The organism is Candidatus Nanogingivalaceae bacterium (assembly GCA_015257795.3).
Classification (GTDB): Bacteria; Patescibacteriota; Saccharimonadia; order Saccharimonadales; family Saccharimonadaceae; genus Nanogingivalis.
Genome location: CP072208.2, coordinates 339,055 through 354,176, shown reverse-complemented (window position 1 = coordinate 354,176; position 15,122 = coordinate 339,055). Strand labels below are relative to the sequence as shown.

Below are 15,122 nucleotides of genomic sequence, written 5' to 3'. Positions count from 1 at the left end.
AGGAGGTTTAAATTTTGGACGATTTTAAATATTTGCCAGAAAATGCTCATTATTTTGATTCGGCGTGCCAATCTTTGCGCCCACAACCAGTTTTGGATGCTTTAAATGATTACTATTTGAGTTTTAACTCTTGTGGCGAGCGTGTAAAATACGCTTGGGGTAGAAAAGTTGATGAAAAGGTTGAAGAAACTCGTGAAGCAGTTTTGGATTTATTAAAGTTAAAAGAAAAAGATTATTTTGTAAGTTTTACGCTTAACACAACCTATGGTTTAAATTTATTGCTTTCGCAGCTTGAATTACCAGTTTCGAAAGTGATAACTAGCGAGATTGAACATAATTCGGTTTTTCTTTCAACGATTGAATTTGCCAAAAAACATCAAATTGAACGAATCGTGCTTGAACGCGAAGAAGATGGTTCGATTTCGCTCGAGAATGATTTTTCGAAAGCTTTGGTTGTAGTTAATGCGGCTTCAAATATTGATGGGCGACGACTCGAAAATATCAAAAAACTAGTGAAGAAAATCAAAAAACAAGGCGGATTTGTGATTATTGATGCGGCACAAGCGCTAGGTTCAAGCTACGAATTGCTCCAAAAAGTTCCAGCGGATGCGATCGTTTCGAGCGCGCACAAGATGTATTCAGCAAGCCTTGGAATTATGGTTGTTCGAAAAGATTTTGCGAAATTCGTAAAAACTTCTTTTATTGGCGGTGGAATGGTTTCGGGCGTTTCGAAAGAATCTTATGAGGTATTGGATGGCGAACATATTCATGCACTTTTCGAACCAGGACTTCAAGCTTGGGGTGAAATTATTGCCTTGAAAACAGCAATTGATTGGTTAAAAAAACAAAAGAAAACTTCACAAATTGATAATTTTGCGAATGAAATTTTCGAGTTTTTGAATACGCAAAAAGGCGTGCATGTAATTAACAAAAAACCAGCGCCAGTTATTAGCTTTTATCACGATGAACTTGATGCGCATTTAATTGCACAGGCTTTGAGTGATGAGGGAATTATGGTGCGAAGTGGTTATTTTTGTGCGCATTACTACTTAAAAGAAGTTCGAAAACTGCCACATTTGGTGCGAATTTCAATTGGCTTGCATAATACTGAAGCCGATGTTGTAAAATTAAAAGAAGTTTTAGAAAGGATTTTTAGCTAATGGTTTGTATTGCTGCATTTATAATTTTGTTGATTATTTGGCTGTTTACGCCCGCTTTAAAGTTGTTGGGCTTTAAAAAGCAAGCAAAATCAATCAATCAAATGTTTAAAAAATCGATGCATTGCTTTTCGCGAAGAGTAACTTTGCGTGCTTGTGATTCGAATTTTAAAGACGAAATTAAAAATTCAATTCTTCGAAAAGTAATCGTGAAGCACAAAAAATGGGTAAAACCGGTTTCTTGGGCGATTGAGGCGGTGGCCGGCTTAATTGTTTTGATTACTATTTGGTCAGTTTTAACAGTGATTAAATCGGCTTTAGCGCTATTTGTTTTTGGAACTTGTGATATTCAACGACCAGCTTCTTGCGCGCTAAATTCAACCGAGGCTTGTTCGATTGATGGCGGAAATACGGAAAGTCCAATAGTTTCATGGTTTACGGATTGGGGACAAATCTTTAGTGCGATGCCTGCGAAGTTTCGAAGTTGGAATGCGCAAGACTATGTTGTGAAGAATTCAACTTATCGTGGTGAATTTTCGAATGAAGTTTCGAAAGACGCAAGCGTAGCAGTTGATATTTTCGACCCTGGTTGTATTGTTTGCCGACGCACGTTTATAAATCAAAAAAATAGCGGTTTCTTTAAGACGCATAAAACGTATCTTTTACCGTATCCAATTCCTGGAAAATTTAAGAATTCTGATTTTATTGCTAAGTATATCGAAGCTGTGCGAGGTACTCAACCTGAAAATGGTGAGAAGATTTCAGCCGAATGGATGATTGTTGAGAAGATTTTTATCGAAAAGGACGAAAAAGGAATTTTATTCCAAGAGAAATTTAACGGCGAAAACCAAACTGCAACTACAACCGAAGAGACCGAAAAGATTCTGCAAGGTTGGCTAAAAGATGCAGGATATTCGGATTCTCAAATCGAAGAAATTTCGAAAAAGGCAAAAAGTGAAGAAATTTCGAATCGTGTTAAAGAAAATTTGCGAATTGTGAACGATGAGATTAAAACGAAAAGTATTCCAACTTTGATTTATGAGAATCAGCGACATGAAGGACTTTATAAAGCTTCAAAATAATTTTCATAAAAACTCTTTACAAAATATTACAAATTAGGTATAATTATAGGTAGCGTCGCGTCGTGTGTTTTGCTAAAACAGTGACTCGTGCGACGCGCATAATATTATTAATAAAAGGAGAAAATCTAAAAATGGCAGATTTTGACCGCTCAAAGCCACACGTAAACGTTGGTACAATGGGACACGTTGACCACGGTAAAACAACTCTTACTGCGGCTATCACAGCAGTTCTTGCAAAACGACTTCCATCAGAAGTTAACAAACCAATCGCGTACGATCAAATCGACAACGCTCCAGAAGAAAAAGCTCGTGGTATTACGATTGCTTCTTCTCACCAAGAATATGAATCAAAAAACCGACACTATGCTCACGTTGACATGCCTGGACACGCAGACTATGTTAAAAACATGATTACTGGTGCCGCTCAAGTTGATGGTGCTGTTCTTGTTATCGCAGCTACAGATGGTCCTATGCCACAAACTCGTGAACACGTTCTTTTGGCAAAACAAGTTGGTGTGCCTAAGATTGTTGTTTTCTTGAACAAAATGGATATGGCCGATGAAGAACTTGTTGAATTGATTGAAATGGACGTTCGTGAACTTCTTTCAGCAAATGGATTTGATGGCGACAACGCTCCAATCATCAAAGGTTCAGCTCTTAAAGCTCTTGAAGGTGATGAAAAATACGAAGACGCTATTATGGAATTGGTTGATGCTATGGACTCATACATCGAAGAACCAGTTCGCGATATGGACAAACCATTCTTGATGCCTATCGAAGACGTTTTCTCAATTAAAGGACGTGGTACAGTTGCTACTGGACGAATCGAACAAGGTGTTGTTAAACTTAACGATGAAGTTGAAATTGTTGGTCTTCGCCCATCACAAAAAACAGTTGTTACTGGTATCGAAGCCTTCAAAAAATCTCTTGATCAAGGTCAAGCAGGTGACAACGCTGGTCTTCTTCTTCGTGGTATTGACCGAGATCAAATTGAACGTGGACAAGTTATTGCTGCTCCTGGCACAATTACTCCACACACAGAATTTGAAGCTGAAGTTTATATCTTGAAGAAAGATGAAGGTGGACGACACACTCCATTCTCAAAGGGTTACAAACCACAATTCTACTTCCGAACAACTGACGTTACTGGTGAAGTTGAACTTCCAGCCGACAAAGAAATGGTTATGCCTGGTGACAACGTAACTTTCAAAGTTAAATTGCAAGCACCTATCGCCATGGAACAAGGTTTGAACTTTGCTATCCGTGAAGGTGGACGAACTGTTGGTGCTGGTGTTGTTACAAACATCATCAAATAATAGTTTATGACTTTACAAAAAGCGCTCCGAAAGGGGTGTTTTTTGTTGATTTTAATAATAATATATGTTAAAATATTAAAGCAATATAAAATTGTTTGAGAATTCGTTCGAGATTATCTTAAAGTTTCGAAAGAAGTTACAAACGCAAAAATAAGGAGTAAAAATGGCAGAACAAGGCCTAACAATTCGTATTCGCCTAAAAGCATACGATCACAAAGTTATTGACCAAAGTGCAAAACAAATTGTTGATACTGCACTTCGAACTGGAGCAACTGTTGCTGGACCAGTTCCACTACCAACACGTCGAAGTACTTTCACAGTCGTGAAAAGCCCGCACGTTTACAAAATGGGTGGTGAAGCTTATGAAATGCGCGTACACAAACGTTTGATTGATATCAGTAACGCTACACCAAAAACTATCGATTCTTTGCAAAACCTCAGCCTTCCAGCTGGTGTTGATGCAGAAATCAAAATGTAGTATGTAAAAATTAAAAACGAGTCAGTGAATTTGGCTCGTTTTTAAGTTTATTTTTTATAAAAAATATGATATAATCATAAGCAATATGAGTCAAAAACAAAATACACGAACTTATGCTAGAAATCGAACAAAATTGAGCCGTCGAGGTTTTGAAAAGAACCCAGAAAATGATATGATATTTTTATTTAAATTGATTTTGTGTGCATTAATTTCGTTATTTTGGATAAAAACCCATGAGGCTGTAAGTATTCCACTTGGTCTTTTTGTTGGTTTTTTGGGAGTTTATTTTTTCGAAAAGCGTCAAGATAACCGAAGAATTTTTTATGCAGTATCATTAATATGCGGAATTATAAGCTTCTTTTTGCCAATAGGCTTTTTGATTTGACATTTTTAATTTAAAATTGTATAATGTATTAATCACTATATCGGAGGTGAAGTACATGTTGCAAAAAATAATTATTATACTATTTGCAATTGTTTTAATTCTGTTCAATTCTGTTGGTAGAGAGAGGATAAATAGAAAACTACTGATTTTCCTTTCTTCTATCATTGTGCTGAATGCAATTTTGCTAATTGTTAGGCAGGTTACCGGAAAAGAGATGGAATTGTTTTCTTTCTTAGCTATCGAAAATGATTCTGGTCCAATTTTAATAATAAGATTAATATTGGAAGTAGTGATAAGCCTAGCGATTCTAGTGAAGGCAACTGGTATTGCAAAGTTTAGAAAGGATCTTGCTTTATTTGGGGCGGCATTTATTGCAACCCAAGCGCTCATGGACTATCCGGGAGCTATTTCCCAATTGGTGAGATATAATCTATGGCGAGGAATACTTTTTACTTTATTGTATTTAGTATTAGCAAATATAGCCTGTCGAAAATGGCAACGCACAACAGAAGGAGAATAAACCGTTTCGAAAGAAGCGGTTTTTTTGTTGTAAATAATACACGCTAAATATAGCGTTTTTTCTTGATTTTTTAAAACAAAAGCACTATAATTATATAAGTCGAACAGAAGAACTTTAAAATATTTACTTAGAATAGAAAAACGTGGTGAAATAAAATGGTACAAATTGAACTATTTAACAAAGAAGAATTGCAAAAAATGCAAGCAGAATCTAGCCTATTCAAGAATGTGAAGGTTTTGAAACGCGATGGTCGTGAAGTTTTATTTGATGCTGAACGCATTTATCGCGCACTTCAAAAAGCCTATATTTCGGTATATGGCGAAAATGAAGACTCAATTTCGAAAGCGTTTGAGGTTAGTAATTTAGTTATTAAAAATCTAAAAAAGAAAATCGATAACGGTCAAGATAAGTTTGCTATTGAAGAAATTCAAGATGAAGTTGAGGCAACTCTTAGGGGTTTAAAAGAAGACGAAGTGTATCATCATTACAAAAATTGGCGCGATGAACGCAAAGAAGAACGTGAAAGTGCTAAATCAATTGATAAAACAATCAATCGATTAATCTCGAAAGAAGCTACAACTGTTAATGAAAATGCAAATAAAGACAGCGGAGTTTTTGCGACGAGACGTGATTTGACGGCTGGTGTTACAGGTAAAGCAATTGGTTTACAAATGCTTCCAGAACATGTTTCAAACGCGCATCAAAAGGGTGAAATTCATTTCCATGACTTGGATTATAGCCCTTATGAACCAATGACTAACTGTTGCTTGATTGATTTCAAAGGAATGCTGAAAGAAGGTTTCTTGATGGGGAATGCGAATATCGAAAGCCCTAAATCAATTCAAACAGCAGCAGCACAAATGGCGCAAATTATTGCAAACGTTGCATCAAACCAATATGGTGGCTGCTCAGCCGACCGTATTGACGAGCTCCTTGCGCCTTATGCAAAAAAGAATTACGAAAAACATCTTAAAGATGCCAAAAAATGGATTGAAGACAGCGACAAACAAGAACAATATGCTCGGGAAAAGACGCGTAAAGATATCTATGACGCAATGCAATCGCTTGAATATGAAGTTAATACGCTTTTTACCTCAAATGGTCAAACGCCGTTTGTGACTTTCGGTTTTGGACTTGGTCGAACTGATCTTGAGCGCGAAATTCAAAAAGCTATTTTAAAGATTCGTATTAAAGGTTTGGGTGCATCGCATCGAACAGCGATTTTTCCAAAGCTGGTATTTACGCTTAAGCGTGGTGTGAATCTTTATTCTGAAGATCCGAACTATGATATCAAGCAGCTCGCCTTGGAATGTGCAACAAAACGGATGTATCCGGATGTGCTTTCTTATGACAAGATTATTGAATTAACTGGTTCATTTAAGGTTCCAATGGGTTGTCGTTCTTTCCTTCAAGGTTGGAAAGACGAAAACGGTGAAGAAGTAAACTCTGGCCGAATGAATTTAGGTGTGGTTACTTTAAACTTGCCGCGAATTGCAATTGAATCTGGTGGTAATTTCGAAAAATTCTGGAGAATTTTTGATGAACGCGCCAAAATTGTTAAAGACGCGCTAGTTTTTCGAGTTAATCGTACTAAAGAAGCTCTCCCTACTAATGCACCAATTTTGTATCAGTACGGAGCCTTCGGTAAACGTTTATCTCCAGAAGATTCGGTTGATGAAGCTTTTAAAAATCGTCGTGCGACAGTTTCGTTTGGATATATTGGTCTTTACGAAGTTGGTACAGTTTTCTATGGCGGTTCATGGGAAAATAATCCAGAGGCTAAAGAATTTACAATTTCTATCGTTCGAAAGATGAAAGAACTCTGTGAAGACTGGTCGAATGAATTTGGCTATCACTTCAGTGTTTATTCAACTCCGAGCGAAAGCTTAACTGACCGTTTTTGTCGCTTGGATAAAGAGAAATTCGGTGTAATTGAGAATATTACAGATAAAGAGTATTATACAAACTCTTTCCACTATGATGTTCGAAAAAATCCAACTCCTTTCGAAAAACTTGATTTTGAAAAAGATTACGTTAAGGCTGGTGCGACAGGCGGATTTATTCATTATTGTGAATATCCAGTTTTGCAACAAAATCCGAAAGCGCTTGAAGCTGTTTGGGATTATGCTTATGACCGGGTTGGTTATTTGGGAACAAATACACCAATTGATAGATGTTACAAGTGTGGTTTTGAAGGTGATTTTGAGCCTACTGAAAAAGGTTTCAAATGTCCAAATTGCGGAAACGCCGATCCAAGAACTTGTGATGTAGTAAAACGAACTTGTGGTTATTTGGGAAATCCTCAGGCTCGACCAATGGTTAAAGGTCGCCATAAGGAAATCTCTGCACGAGTTAAACATATGAACGGTTCGACAATTTAAAATTTTTCTAAGTAAATATTATTTGGGCGCTAGGTTATCTGGCGCTTTTTTAAATGAAAAATAAAAAAGCCCAAAAGGGCTTATTAAACTGTTAATGTTCGATTTCGCTCAAGAATTTTAGATTTGATAGAATTCAGATTTTCTTGATCTTTTTTAATGACAATTATTTGAGGTTCGTTATAGATATTAAATCCGTTCGAAATACTGTGAGATATCCCGTCGATATATAAAACAACATAATCGAACCGATTCCCGCTAAGTGCAGCCTTAATCTTGTCGCGGGCTTGCTGGATGTTGTCGATTTCGTTGAAAATCTCAGATTTATCACCAAAATCATTAAGAAGCTTTTTCTGAATTAGACTTGAACTACCTTTTCGCATGTTATTTCTAATTACGAAAATATTTAACTTTCGCATTTCGGTAATATCTTCATTAGTGAAAATTTTCTGAGTTTCAAAAGTTGAATCTTGAATATTCGTCAATTCTTCGTTTTCTTTTTCTAAGTTATTTATTCTTTCAGCTAAAGCGGTATTTTTTTGTTGAAGATCTTCGATGAGTGCTCCGGACTTTTTAGATGCTTCATTCGTAGCATTTTCTTGGATTATTTTTGCGTAAGTTTCAAGCAATTTCTCGGGATCTCCAACGATTTTTTGTAAAGAATCTAGAGTATCATTGAGCTCGCGAATTTCAGTTTCTTGATATTTTGTAGTTGCTAAAAGCTTACGATTATCTTCTTCTAGATTATTTTTTTCTTGCCGTAATTTAGAAATGGTTAGATTTTTTTGACCGATATCTCGGTTCCTATTCTTAACTGTTTCTTTCAGGTTATTGACCATTTTGATGCATTTGGCTTCATTCTTGGCCTCGTTTTTTGTAGCCGACCTTCGCTTTCGGCGCTTAGTTTTAGGGCTAATATTTTTACGGCGGGGCTTTATACCAAATCGAATCATTAAAGTGTGTATTTTCGAAATAATATTATCCGGGAGTAAAACGCCAGTTTTTATAGAATTTTCTAGAGCTTTGATCGTGTCATCTCCAAATATTTTCTTAAAATTGGGGATTTCTTGGATTTTCTCTAGAATATCTTTAATTTCCTGAATTTCTTCTGCAGTTAATTTTTTATTGCTCTTTCTCATATCAGAGCCTCCTTTTAAAGAATTTCGAAAAATAGTTAAAGTTAGAACAACTTTTTAAAGAACTATCAATCGATTAAAAGAAATTTTAACATATTTTAGGTGTTAAGTCAATATTAAATAAGCCTTGAAGGAATGCTTTTAAAGTGATAAAATTGTTAATGAAAAAACAGATTTTGAAAGGAGAAGGAATGGCTAAATTAGTTTTTGCTCGACACGGTGAAAGTGAATGGAATAAGGCAAATCTTTTTACTGGTTGGGCTGATGTTGATTTAAGCGAAAAAGGCGTTCAGCAGGCCATTGATGCTGGAAAATTAATTAAAGATGCTGGGATTGAATTTGATGTTGCTTTTACATCGGTTTTGAAGCGTGCTATTAAAACAACTAATTTGGCGCTAGAGTATTCGGATCAGCTATGGGTTCCAGTTCAAAAATCTTGGCGTTTGAATGAGCGACATTATGGTGGCTTGACTGGTAAAAACAAAGCCGAAGCAGCTGAAAAATATGGTGATGAGCAAGTTCATATTTGGCGTCGTTCATATGATACTTTACCTCCAGAAATGCCACGAGATGATGAATATTCTGCACATAATGATCGTCGATATGCCTTGTTGGATGATTCAGTTATTCCGGATGCTGAAAACTTAAAAGTAACTTTGGAGCGAGCTCTACCGTTTTGGGAAGATCAAATTGCACCAGCTTTGAAAAGTGGTAAAAATGTATTTGTTGGCGCTCACGGAAACTCGATTCGTGCGCTTGTGAAACATATCAAAGGTTTGAGTGATGACGAAATTATGGGCGTCGAAATCCCTAATTTCCCGCCATTAGTGTTTGAATTTGACGAAAACTTAAAAGTTTTGAAAGAATACTCGCTAGGTGAATAAAAATAAAATAGAGCGTTGAGTCGCTCTATTTTTACTGGTAAATAATCATTGAGTCGCCGTAAGACAAAAACTTATATTCGCCATTTTGGATCGCGTGGCTATAAGCGTTTTTAAGGTTTTCCCAACCGGCAAACGCACTTGCAAGCATTAAGACTGTTGATTTTGGCGCATGGAAGTTTGTAATTAAACCTTGAATTGTTTTAAATTCGTAGCCTGGAAAAATAAAGATATCAGCTTCACCAGATAAATCACCATTTTGGTTTTTTGAAACCTTACTTAAATTTTCACGATTGCCAGAATTTCCATTTAAGCTTTTTTCGAAAATTGCGTTATGGGCATATTCTAGTGTTCGGGCAACGGTTGTACCGAGTGCGAAAACTCGACCACCGTTTTGATGTGTTTTTCGAATTTCTTCGGCTGTTTCGGCCGGAATTTCGAAATATTCTTGATGCATTTTATGTTCTTCGATTTTTTCAACACGAATCGGCATGAAAGTTCCAAGCCCAACGTGAAGGGTTAAATATTTAATTTCCACACCTTTTTTGCGTAAAGAATCGAGAATTTCTTCTGTCATATTTAAACTAGCGGTTGGAGCAGCAACAGAACCTTTTTCTTCCGCAAAAACTGTTTGGTAACGTTCGATGTCGAGCGGAGTTGCATCTCGGCGCATATATGGCGGAAGCGGAACTGTGCCGAAATTTTCGCAAAGTTCGCGTAAATCAGCTTTCGAACTTACAATCGCAATGCCGTCGCCAAGAATTTCTTCTACAACAATTTCAGCTTTAGAATTTTGATTTTGATTTTTTTCTTCAGGCGAAGAGTTTTTGACAAAAAGTTTGTTGCCAGCTTTAAGTTTTCCACGATACATTACTTTGTGTTTATGCCAGTCATTATCAAAACTGTGGCGCTCCAAAATAACTAGTTCACGCTCGGCGCCATTTTCTTTTGTTGCAAAAAGGCGTGCTTTAATAACCTTGGTGTCGTTTAAAATTAACAAATCGCCTTTTTCGAAAAAATCTGCAATATTTTTATAGAAGCTATCTGTCATTGCGCCATTTTTTCGATTTAAAGCTAACAATCTTGAAGTTCCGCGAATTTTTGGCGGATGTGCCGCAATTCGGTCTTCGGGCAATTCATAAGTATAATCTTTAAGTTCCATTTTTATATTTTAACACTTTTCGAAAAGGTATTCAATTGTGGGGCTTTTTTTTTGCGGTTTTCGTGCTAAAATGGTTACATAATGAATGAAGATATTGTTTCAATTAAAGACTTTGAGCTATCGTTTGGTGGCAAGAAAATAATTCATGGACTAAATTTCAGCGTTAAAAGAGGTGAAATTTTTGGTTTTTTGGGTTCAAACGGTAGTGGAAAAACAACAACAATTAGAGCATTGCTGGGAATTTATCAAGCAGACTCGGGCGAGCTTTTAATTAATGGGAAGAAATTTTCACCGGAAAGAACTGGTTTGATTGGTTATTTGCCAGAAGAGCGCGGACTTTACCGAAAAGAAAAAGTTATTGACGTAATGCAATATTTTGGTCAGCTTAAAGGGCTTTCGAAAAAAGAAGCACGGGATTTTTCGCAGGATTTTTTAAAGCGCGTTGGGCTTGAAGATAAGGCGCGGTTGAATATTGATAAGCTTTCGGGTGGTCAACAACAAAAAATTCAGCTTGGAATTACGATTATGGGAAAGCCGGACTTGCTCATTTTAGATGAGCCAACAAAAGGTTTTGACCCTGTAAATCGCGAGTTATTGATGGAGATTATTAAGGAAGAAAACGCTCGCGGAGCAACGATTATTATGGTGACGCATCAGATGGAAGAAGTTGAAAAGATTTGTAATCGTGCTTTGCTACTAAAAAATGGCAAAACGAAGGCTTATGGTACGGTTGATGAAATTCGAAATCAGTTCGGTAAGCAACGAATTATTCTTGAGTTTGTTGGTGAATTGCCAAAAAGCGATAAATTCGAAATAATTAAAAAAGAAACAAATTACGCTGAATTGTCGCCAAAAGTAGATTCGCAAGAAATTCTAAAAGAGCTAATCTCGAAAGATTTGCGAATTCTAAACTTTAAAGTTCAAAAATCAACTTTGAATGAAATTTTCTTGGAAATTTATGGTAAAGAAGGCGAGGAAAAAAATGTATAATCTAGGAACGGTTTTAAAATTTGAAGTTTTTCGAGCGTTAAAAAAGCCAACTTTTTGGGCTGCAATTTTTGCAATACCTTTGATTTATGGCGTAATATTTGGTTTTAGTGCAATTTCAAGTGCTCAAACTCGCGAAAATCAAGAAAAACTCGCAAAAGAAACTTTTTCATTTGATATTCAAGATGAGAGTTCAATGATTTCGAAAGATGTTATTACTGGAATGAAAGGTAATGTTTCGAAAAATAAAGCAGCTTCAATTGCGAAAGTTAAAGATCAAAAAATCGATGCGTTTTATTTTATTCCAAAAGATTTGACTCATGAAAAAGTTGAGATTTACGCCAAGAATGTAAATATAAATGAAAATGCTAAATACAGTGCCGTTTTAAAGAGTATTTTAAAGAATTCAAGCGCGAAAGCTACGAGCGCAAATCAGTTAGTTTTAATCAATGAAACCTATAAAACCGAACAAACTATCTTTAAAAATGGCCAAAAATATGAGCAGATTTATGAAATGATTGCTCCAGGAATTTTCTTGTTCGTTTTCTATTTTATTACAGTTTTTCTCTCAAATCGAATGCTTACAAGCACAACCGAAGAAAAAGAAAACCGCGTAACGGAGATAATTCTAACAAGTATTTCTGCACGAACACTTATTTTGGGTAAAATAATTTCAATCATAGTTTTAGGAATTGTTCAAATTTTGACTTTACTCTTAACTGGAGTTGTGATGCTGTTTTTGATTTCGAATGTAGGAGATTTTGCGAAAAATATCAATTTACCAGATTTATCAACAATTCTTCCAAATATAAGGTGGGAATTTAGTACAATTGCAATTTCGGCGATAATTTTAATTGCCGGATTTATGATGGTGACGGGATTTATTGTTGCATTGGGCGCAATGATGCCAACGGCACAAGAAGCCTCAAACTATTTTGGAATGATTATAATGACTCTAATGGCGCCGCTTTTTGTTCTTCCTTCATTCTTTGTGAACGAACCAAATGAGATTGTAATCTTTTTGAGTTATTTTCCTCTAACTTCGCCGATCTCTTTGTTGCTTCGAAATATGCTTGGAACTTTAAGTTTTTCCGAAGCATTAGTTGGAATTTTATTACTAATTGTCTTTGCGATTGTTGCGATTTGGCTAGCTGTGCGAATTTTCCGTTTTGGCACAATTGCATACGGGTCAAAAATAAACCTAAAAAGTATTTTTTCGAAAAAGAAAATCGCTTAAATTAGCTTAAAAATTAACAAGAGCTGTTCGAAAAAGAACGGCTCTTGACTTTTATTGTAAAAAGTTGTATAGTTTAAAAGATTTTCAAAATCGAAATTTTTTTGGAGGTGGAACATTATGAAATTGAGCGAGGATGTTTTAAGAAAGATATTTGAAAAGTCTTTCGATGATAAAGTTGAAAAAATTTACAGTGATAGATCTTTTATATGCTTTATTGGTAAAAAAAATTCCATGAACTATAATCCTCTAGATGGATGTATAATTTTTAGCGGAAGGAACTGGGGCAGAATTGGAACTATTTTTTTGTGTAATGGATCTGACATGTTTTTCGAAACTAATCCATTAAGCCCTATTGGCTGCTATGTTGCACTTTTTCTGTCTGAACTCAAAAGATCCATAGAATCGAACAAAAGAAGAACTCGCCGTAAATTTATTGCAAGATAACTTATTATCTTGATTAGCCTCATTTTGGGGCTTTTCTTTTTTTCGAAAAAATAAATTTTCAGGAATTTTTAAGTAAAGCATGATAAAATAATTACATATGAGAATTTTGATTGTTGAAGATGAACGAAAAATTGCTCGAGCACTCGGGCGAGCTTTAAAAAATGAAAAATATGCCGTGGATATTTCATACGATGGTACAGATGCTTATGCGATGGCTGGAATGATCGACTATGATTTATTAATTCTTGATCGAATGATTCCCGGTGATTACGATGGTTTGAGCCTAACTAAAAAACTTCGAGAAGAAGGAAAAAATGTGCCAATTTTGCTTTTAACCGCACTTGGAGCAACTCAAGATAAAACAGAAGGTTTAGATGGTGGCGCGGATGATTATTTAACAAAACCATTTGCGCTCGATGAGCTTCTTGCACGCGTGCGTGCGCTTTTACGTCGGCCTCAAACGTCAGTGGAAACGGTTTTAAGAGTGGCTGATTTATCGCTAGATTTAAATACACATGAAGTTCTTCGAAATAATCAAAAAATCGAACTCACAAATAAAGAATTTTCGCTTTTAGGATATCTTGTTCGAAACGCTGGTCGACCAGTTTCGAAAGAGCAAATTATCGCCCACGTTTGGGACTATGATGCTGATATTTTGCCAAATAATATTGAAGTTTATATTAGCTATTTGCGCGAAAAGGTTGATAAGCCGTTTAAGGATAAATTAATTAAAACAGTTCGTGGCTTAGGGTATAAAATCGATGAAGAATAAAAACAGTAATTTTTTACGATTTGGCGGTGATATTTTTCGAAGTGCGCATTTTAGTCTTTCGATGCTATATTTTTTGATTTTATTAGCGATTGTTGGTATTTTTAATATAGTTATTTTTTATTCGATAAATACGAACAATATGGAAATCTCTACACCATCGGTAGAGATGGGAGCTTTTAAAGAGGAAGATAAAGACTCATACGGTAGCGATGAGTTTAGAACGAGAATAATTACCGCACGAAACAAGCGGGCTAGCGAACAAATAACGGAAGCTATTCTAATTCTAGATTTTTCAATTTTGCTCGCCGGTGGAGTTGGCAGTTTTTGGCTTGCGCATCGCGCTCTAGAGCCACTCGAACAAGCCCACAAGTTACAGTCTGAGTTTGTTTCAAATGCGAGTCATGAAATCAGAACGCCACTTGCCGCATTACAACTCGAAACAGAAATGATTTTAAAAGATAAAAACGCGTCTAAAGAGGAACTTTGTGAAGTTTTAGAGAGCAACTTAGAAGAAGCTAAAAGCTTGACCGCAATGGTGAATATGTTGTTGAAGCTTTCGAAAATTGATGAAGAAATTCCACTTTCAGCAACAAATTTAAATGAAGTTGTAAAGGCAAGAATCGCAAAATTTCCAGATGCGGATAAAAGAATTAAATTTGAAGGTGGAAAAGATTTTATTATACAAAACAACGAAACCGTAATAGATGAGATGGCGACAATTTTAATTGATAATGCTTTAAAATATAATGTTTCGAAAGACCCTGTTGAAGTTAAGATTTTTCGGCAAAATCGACAAGCTATTTTGGAGATTTCGAATTTTTCGAATGAGATTTCACAAGATGAATTAAATCGGTTTTTTGATCGATTTTATCGATGTGATAAAGTGCGTAGCTGTAATAATCGAACCGAAGGTTATGGCTTAGGGCTGGCAATTGCAAAGAAGCTAGCCGATAAAACACACAGTAATATTAGTGTGAAAAATGAGCGAATTCCTAAGACTAAAAAATTTAAAACAACTTTTGCAGTTGCTATGCGATTTTCGAAATAAGATTTTAATATAAAACCCTTGCTTTTTAGAGACAAATGTGCTAAAATTATGGGTGAACTTTATTTACGTAAATGTAAAACTTGGCTATGCGAGGGTCGTAACAGGGAAAACCCGCTTTCGAAACCACGCGAACGCCAAG

15 protein-coding genes are annotated in these 15,122 nt (G+C 35.8%); 13 read left to right on the top strand and 2 right to left on the bottom strand.

What is annotated here, in order from left to right:
* Window positions 1-14 precede the first annotated feature (14 nt).
* The 7 genes from HXK94_001880 to nrdD all read left to right on the top strand — a co-directional run bounded on the left by HXK94_001880 (window position 15) and on the right by nrdD (window position 7,319).
* Window positions 15-1,160 (top strand): aminotransferase class V-fold PLP-dependent enzyme, encoded by a 1,146-nt coding sequence (locus tag HXK94_001880; GenBank protein QTI96003.1) that lies wholly within the window; start codon window positions 15-17, stop codon window positions 1,158-1,160.
* Window positions 1,160-2,239: a hypothetical protein gene (locus tag HXK94_001875; GenBank protein ID QTI96002.1), complete on the top strand. Its 1,080-nt coding sequence runs from the start codon at window positions 1,160-1,162 to the stop codon at window positions 2,237-2,239. Before HXK94_001880 ends, HXK94_001875 begins: the two co-directional genes overlap by 1 nt.
* A gap of 131 nt (window positions 2,240-2,370) precedes the next feature.
* Window positions 2,371-3,555 carry an elongation factor Tu gene (gene tuf / locus HXK94_001870; GenBank protein QTI96001.1) on the top strand — a complete coding sequence of 395 codons (1,185 nt, stop codon included), beginning with the start codon at window positions 2,371-2,373 and terminating at the stop codon, window positions 3,553-3,555.
* A gap of 163 nt (window positions 3,556-3,718) precedes the next feature.
* Complete coding sequence (gene rpsJ, locus HXK94_001865; GenBank protein QTI96000.1) at window positions 3,719-4,033, top strand: 30S ribosomal protein S10; 315 nt, start codon at window positions 3,719-3,721, stop codon at window positions 4,031-4,033.
* Between the two features lie 85 nt (window positions 4,034-4,118).
* Window positions 4,119-4,418, top strand: coding sequence for a hypothetical protein (locus HXK94_001860; GenBank protein ID QTI95999.1), 300 nt, complete (start codon window positions 4,119-4,121; stop codon window positions 4,416-4,418).
* Window positions 4,419-4,473: 55 nt separating this feature from the next.
* Window positions 4,474-4,938: a hypothetical protein gene (locus HXK94_001855; GenBank protein QTI95998.1), complete on the top strand. Its 465-nt coding sequence runs from the start codon at window positions 4,474-4,476 to the stop codon at window positions 4,936-4,938.
* A 155-nt stretch (window positions 4,939-5,093) separates the two neighbouring features.
* The gene (gene nrdD / locus HXK94_001850) at window positions 5,094-7,319 is read left to right on the top strand and encodes an anaerobic ribonucleoside-triphosphate reductase (protein QTI96612.2); all 2,226 of its coding nucleotides are present in this window, start codon (window positions 5,094-5,096) and stop codon (window positions 7,317-7,319) included.
* A gap of 83 nt (window positions 7,320-7,402) precedes the next feature.
* Here nrdD and HXK94_001845 read toward each other — a convergent pair whose 3' ends face one another.
* Complete coding sequence (locus tag HXK94_001845) at window positions 7,403-8,455, bottom strand: hypothetical protein (protein ID QTI95997.1); 1,053 nt, start codon at window positions 8,453-8,455, stop codon at window positions 7,403-7,405.
* Between the two features lie 188 nt (window positions 8,456-8,643).
* Between HXK94_001845 and HXK94_001840 the strand changes: the two genes are divergently transcribed.
* On the top strand, window positions 8,644-9,336 hold the full coding sequence (locus HXK94_001840; GenBank protein ID QTI95996.1) for a phosphoglycerate mutase: 693 nt from the start codon (window positions 8,644-8,646) through the stop codon (window positions 9,334-9,336).
* Between the two features lie 31 nt (window positions 9,337-9,367).
* Here HXK94_001840 and queA read toward each other — a convergent pair whose 3' ends face one another.
* Window positions 9,368-10,495: a tRNA preQ1(34) S-adenosylmethionine ribosyltransferase-isomerase QueA gene (queA, locus tag HXK94_001835; GenBank protein QTI95995.1), complete on the bottom strand. Its 1,128-nt coding sequence runs from the start codon at window positions 10,493-10,495 to the stop codon at window positions 9,368-9,370.
* 81 nt (window positions 10,496-10,576) lie between these two features.
* Between queA and HXK94_001830 the strand changes: the two genes are divergently transcribed.
* The 5 genes from HXK94_001830 to HXK94_001810 all read left to right on the top strand — a co-directional run bounded on the left by HXK94_001830 (window position 10,577) and on the right by HXK94_001810 (window position 14,983).
* Window positions 10,577-11,485, top strand: coding sequence for an ATP-binding cassette domain-containing protein (locus HXK94_001830; protein ID QTI95994.1), 909 nt, complete (start codon window positions 10,577-10,579; stop codon window positions 11,483-11,485).
* Complete coding sequence (locus tag HXK94_001825; GenBank protein QTI95993.1) at window positions 11,478-12,719, top strand: ABC transporter permease; 1,242 nt, start codon at window positions 11,478-11,480, stop codon at window positions 12,717-12,719. Before HXK94_001830 ends, HXK94_001825 begins: the two co-directional genes overlap by 8 nt.
* A 117-nt stretch (window positions 12,720-12,836) precedes the next feature.
* The gene (locus tag HXK94_001820) at window positions 12,837-13,163 is read left to right on the top strand and encodes a hypothetical protein (protein QTI95992.1); all 327 of its coding nucleotides are present in this window, start codon (window positions 12,837-12,839) and stop codon (window positions 13,161-13,163) included.
* A 97-nt stretch (window positions 13,164-13,260) separates the two neighbouring features.
* The gene (locus HXK94_001815; GenBank protein ID QTI95991.1) at window positions 13,261-13,935 is read left to right on the top strand and encodes a response regulator transcription factor; all 675 of its coding nucleotides are present in this window, start codon (window positions 13,261-13,263) and stop codon (window positions 13,933-13,935) included.
* Complete coding sequence (locus HXK94_001810; protein QTI95990.1) at window positions 13,925-14,983, top strand: HAMP domain-containing histidine kinase; 1,059 nt, start codon at window positions 13,925-13,927, stop codon at window positions 14,981-14,983. Before HXK94_001815 ends, HXK94_001810 begins: the two co-directional genes overlap by 11 nt.
* Window positions 14,984-15,122: the final 139 nt, after the last annotated feature.

Bases quoted from the DNA above. Each gene is read 5' to 3' on its own strand.
- HXK94_001845 (QTI95997.1), bottom strand. From the start codon at position 8,455: ATGAGAAAGAGCAATAAAAAATTAACTGCAGAAGAAATTCAGGAAATT.
- HXK94_001860 (QTI95999.1), top strand. From the start codon at position 4,119: ATGAGTCAAAAACAAAATACACGAACTTATGCTAGAAATCGAACAAAA.
- HXK94_001875 (QTI96002.1), top strand. From the start codon at position 1,160: ATGGTTTGTATTGCTGCATTTATAATTTTGTTGATTATTTGGCTGTTT.
- HXK94_001815 (QTI95991.1), top strand. From the start codon at position 13,261: ATGAGAATTTTGATTGTTGAAGATGAACGAAAAATTGCTCGAGCACTC.
- HXK94_001830 (QTI95994.1), top strand. From the start codon at position 10,577: ATGAATGAAGATATTGTTTCAATTAAAGACTTTGAGCTATCGTTTGGT.
- rpsJ (QTI96000.1), top strand. From the start codon at position 3,719: ATGGCAGAACAAGGCCTAACAATTCGTATTCGCCTAAAAGCATACGAT.
- HXK94_001810 (QTI95990.1), top strand. From the start codon at position 13,925: ATGAAGAATAAAAACAGTAATTTTTTACGATTTGGCGGTGATATTTTT.
- queA (QTI95995.1), bottom strand. From the start codon at position 10,495: ATGGAACTTAAAGATTATACTTATGAATTGCCCGAAGACCGAATTGCG.
- HXK94_001840 (QTI95996.1), top strand. From the start codon at position 8,644: ATGGCTAAATTAGTTTTTGCTCGACACGGTGAAAGTGAATGGAATAAG.
- HXK94_001825 (QTI95993.1), top strand. From the start codon at position 11,478: ATGTATAATCTAGGAACGGTTTTAAAATTTGAAGTTTTTCGAGCGTTA.
- HXK94_001820 (QTI95992.1), top strand. From the start codon at position 12,837: ATGAAATTGAGCGAGGATGTTTTAAGAAAGATATTTGAAAAGTCTTTC.
- tuf (QTI96001.1), top strand. From the start codon at position 2,371: ATGGCAGATTTTGACCGCTCAAAGCCACACGTAAACGTTGGTACAATG.
- HXK94_001855 (QTI95998.1), top strand. From the start codon at position 4,474: ATGTTGCAAAAAATAATTATTATACTATTTGCAATTGTTTTAATTCTG.
- nrdD (QTI96612.2), top strand. From the start codon at position 5,094: ATGGTACAAATTGAACTATTTAACAAAGAAGAATTGCAAAAAATGCAA.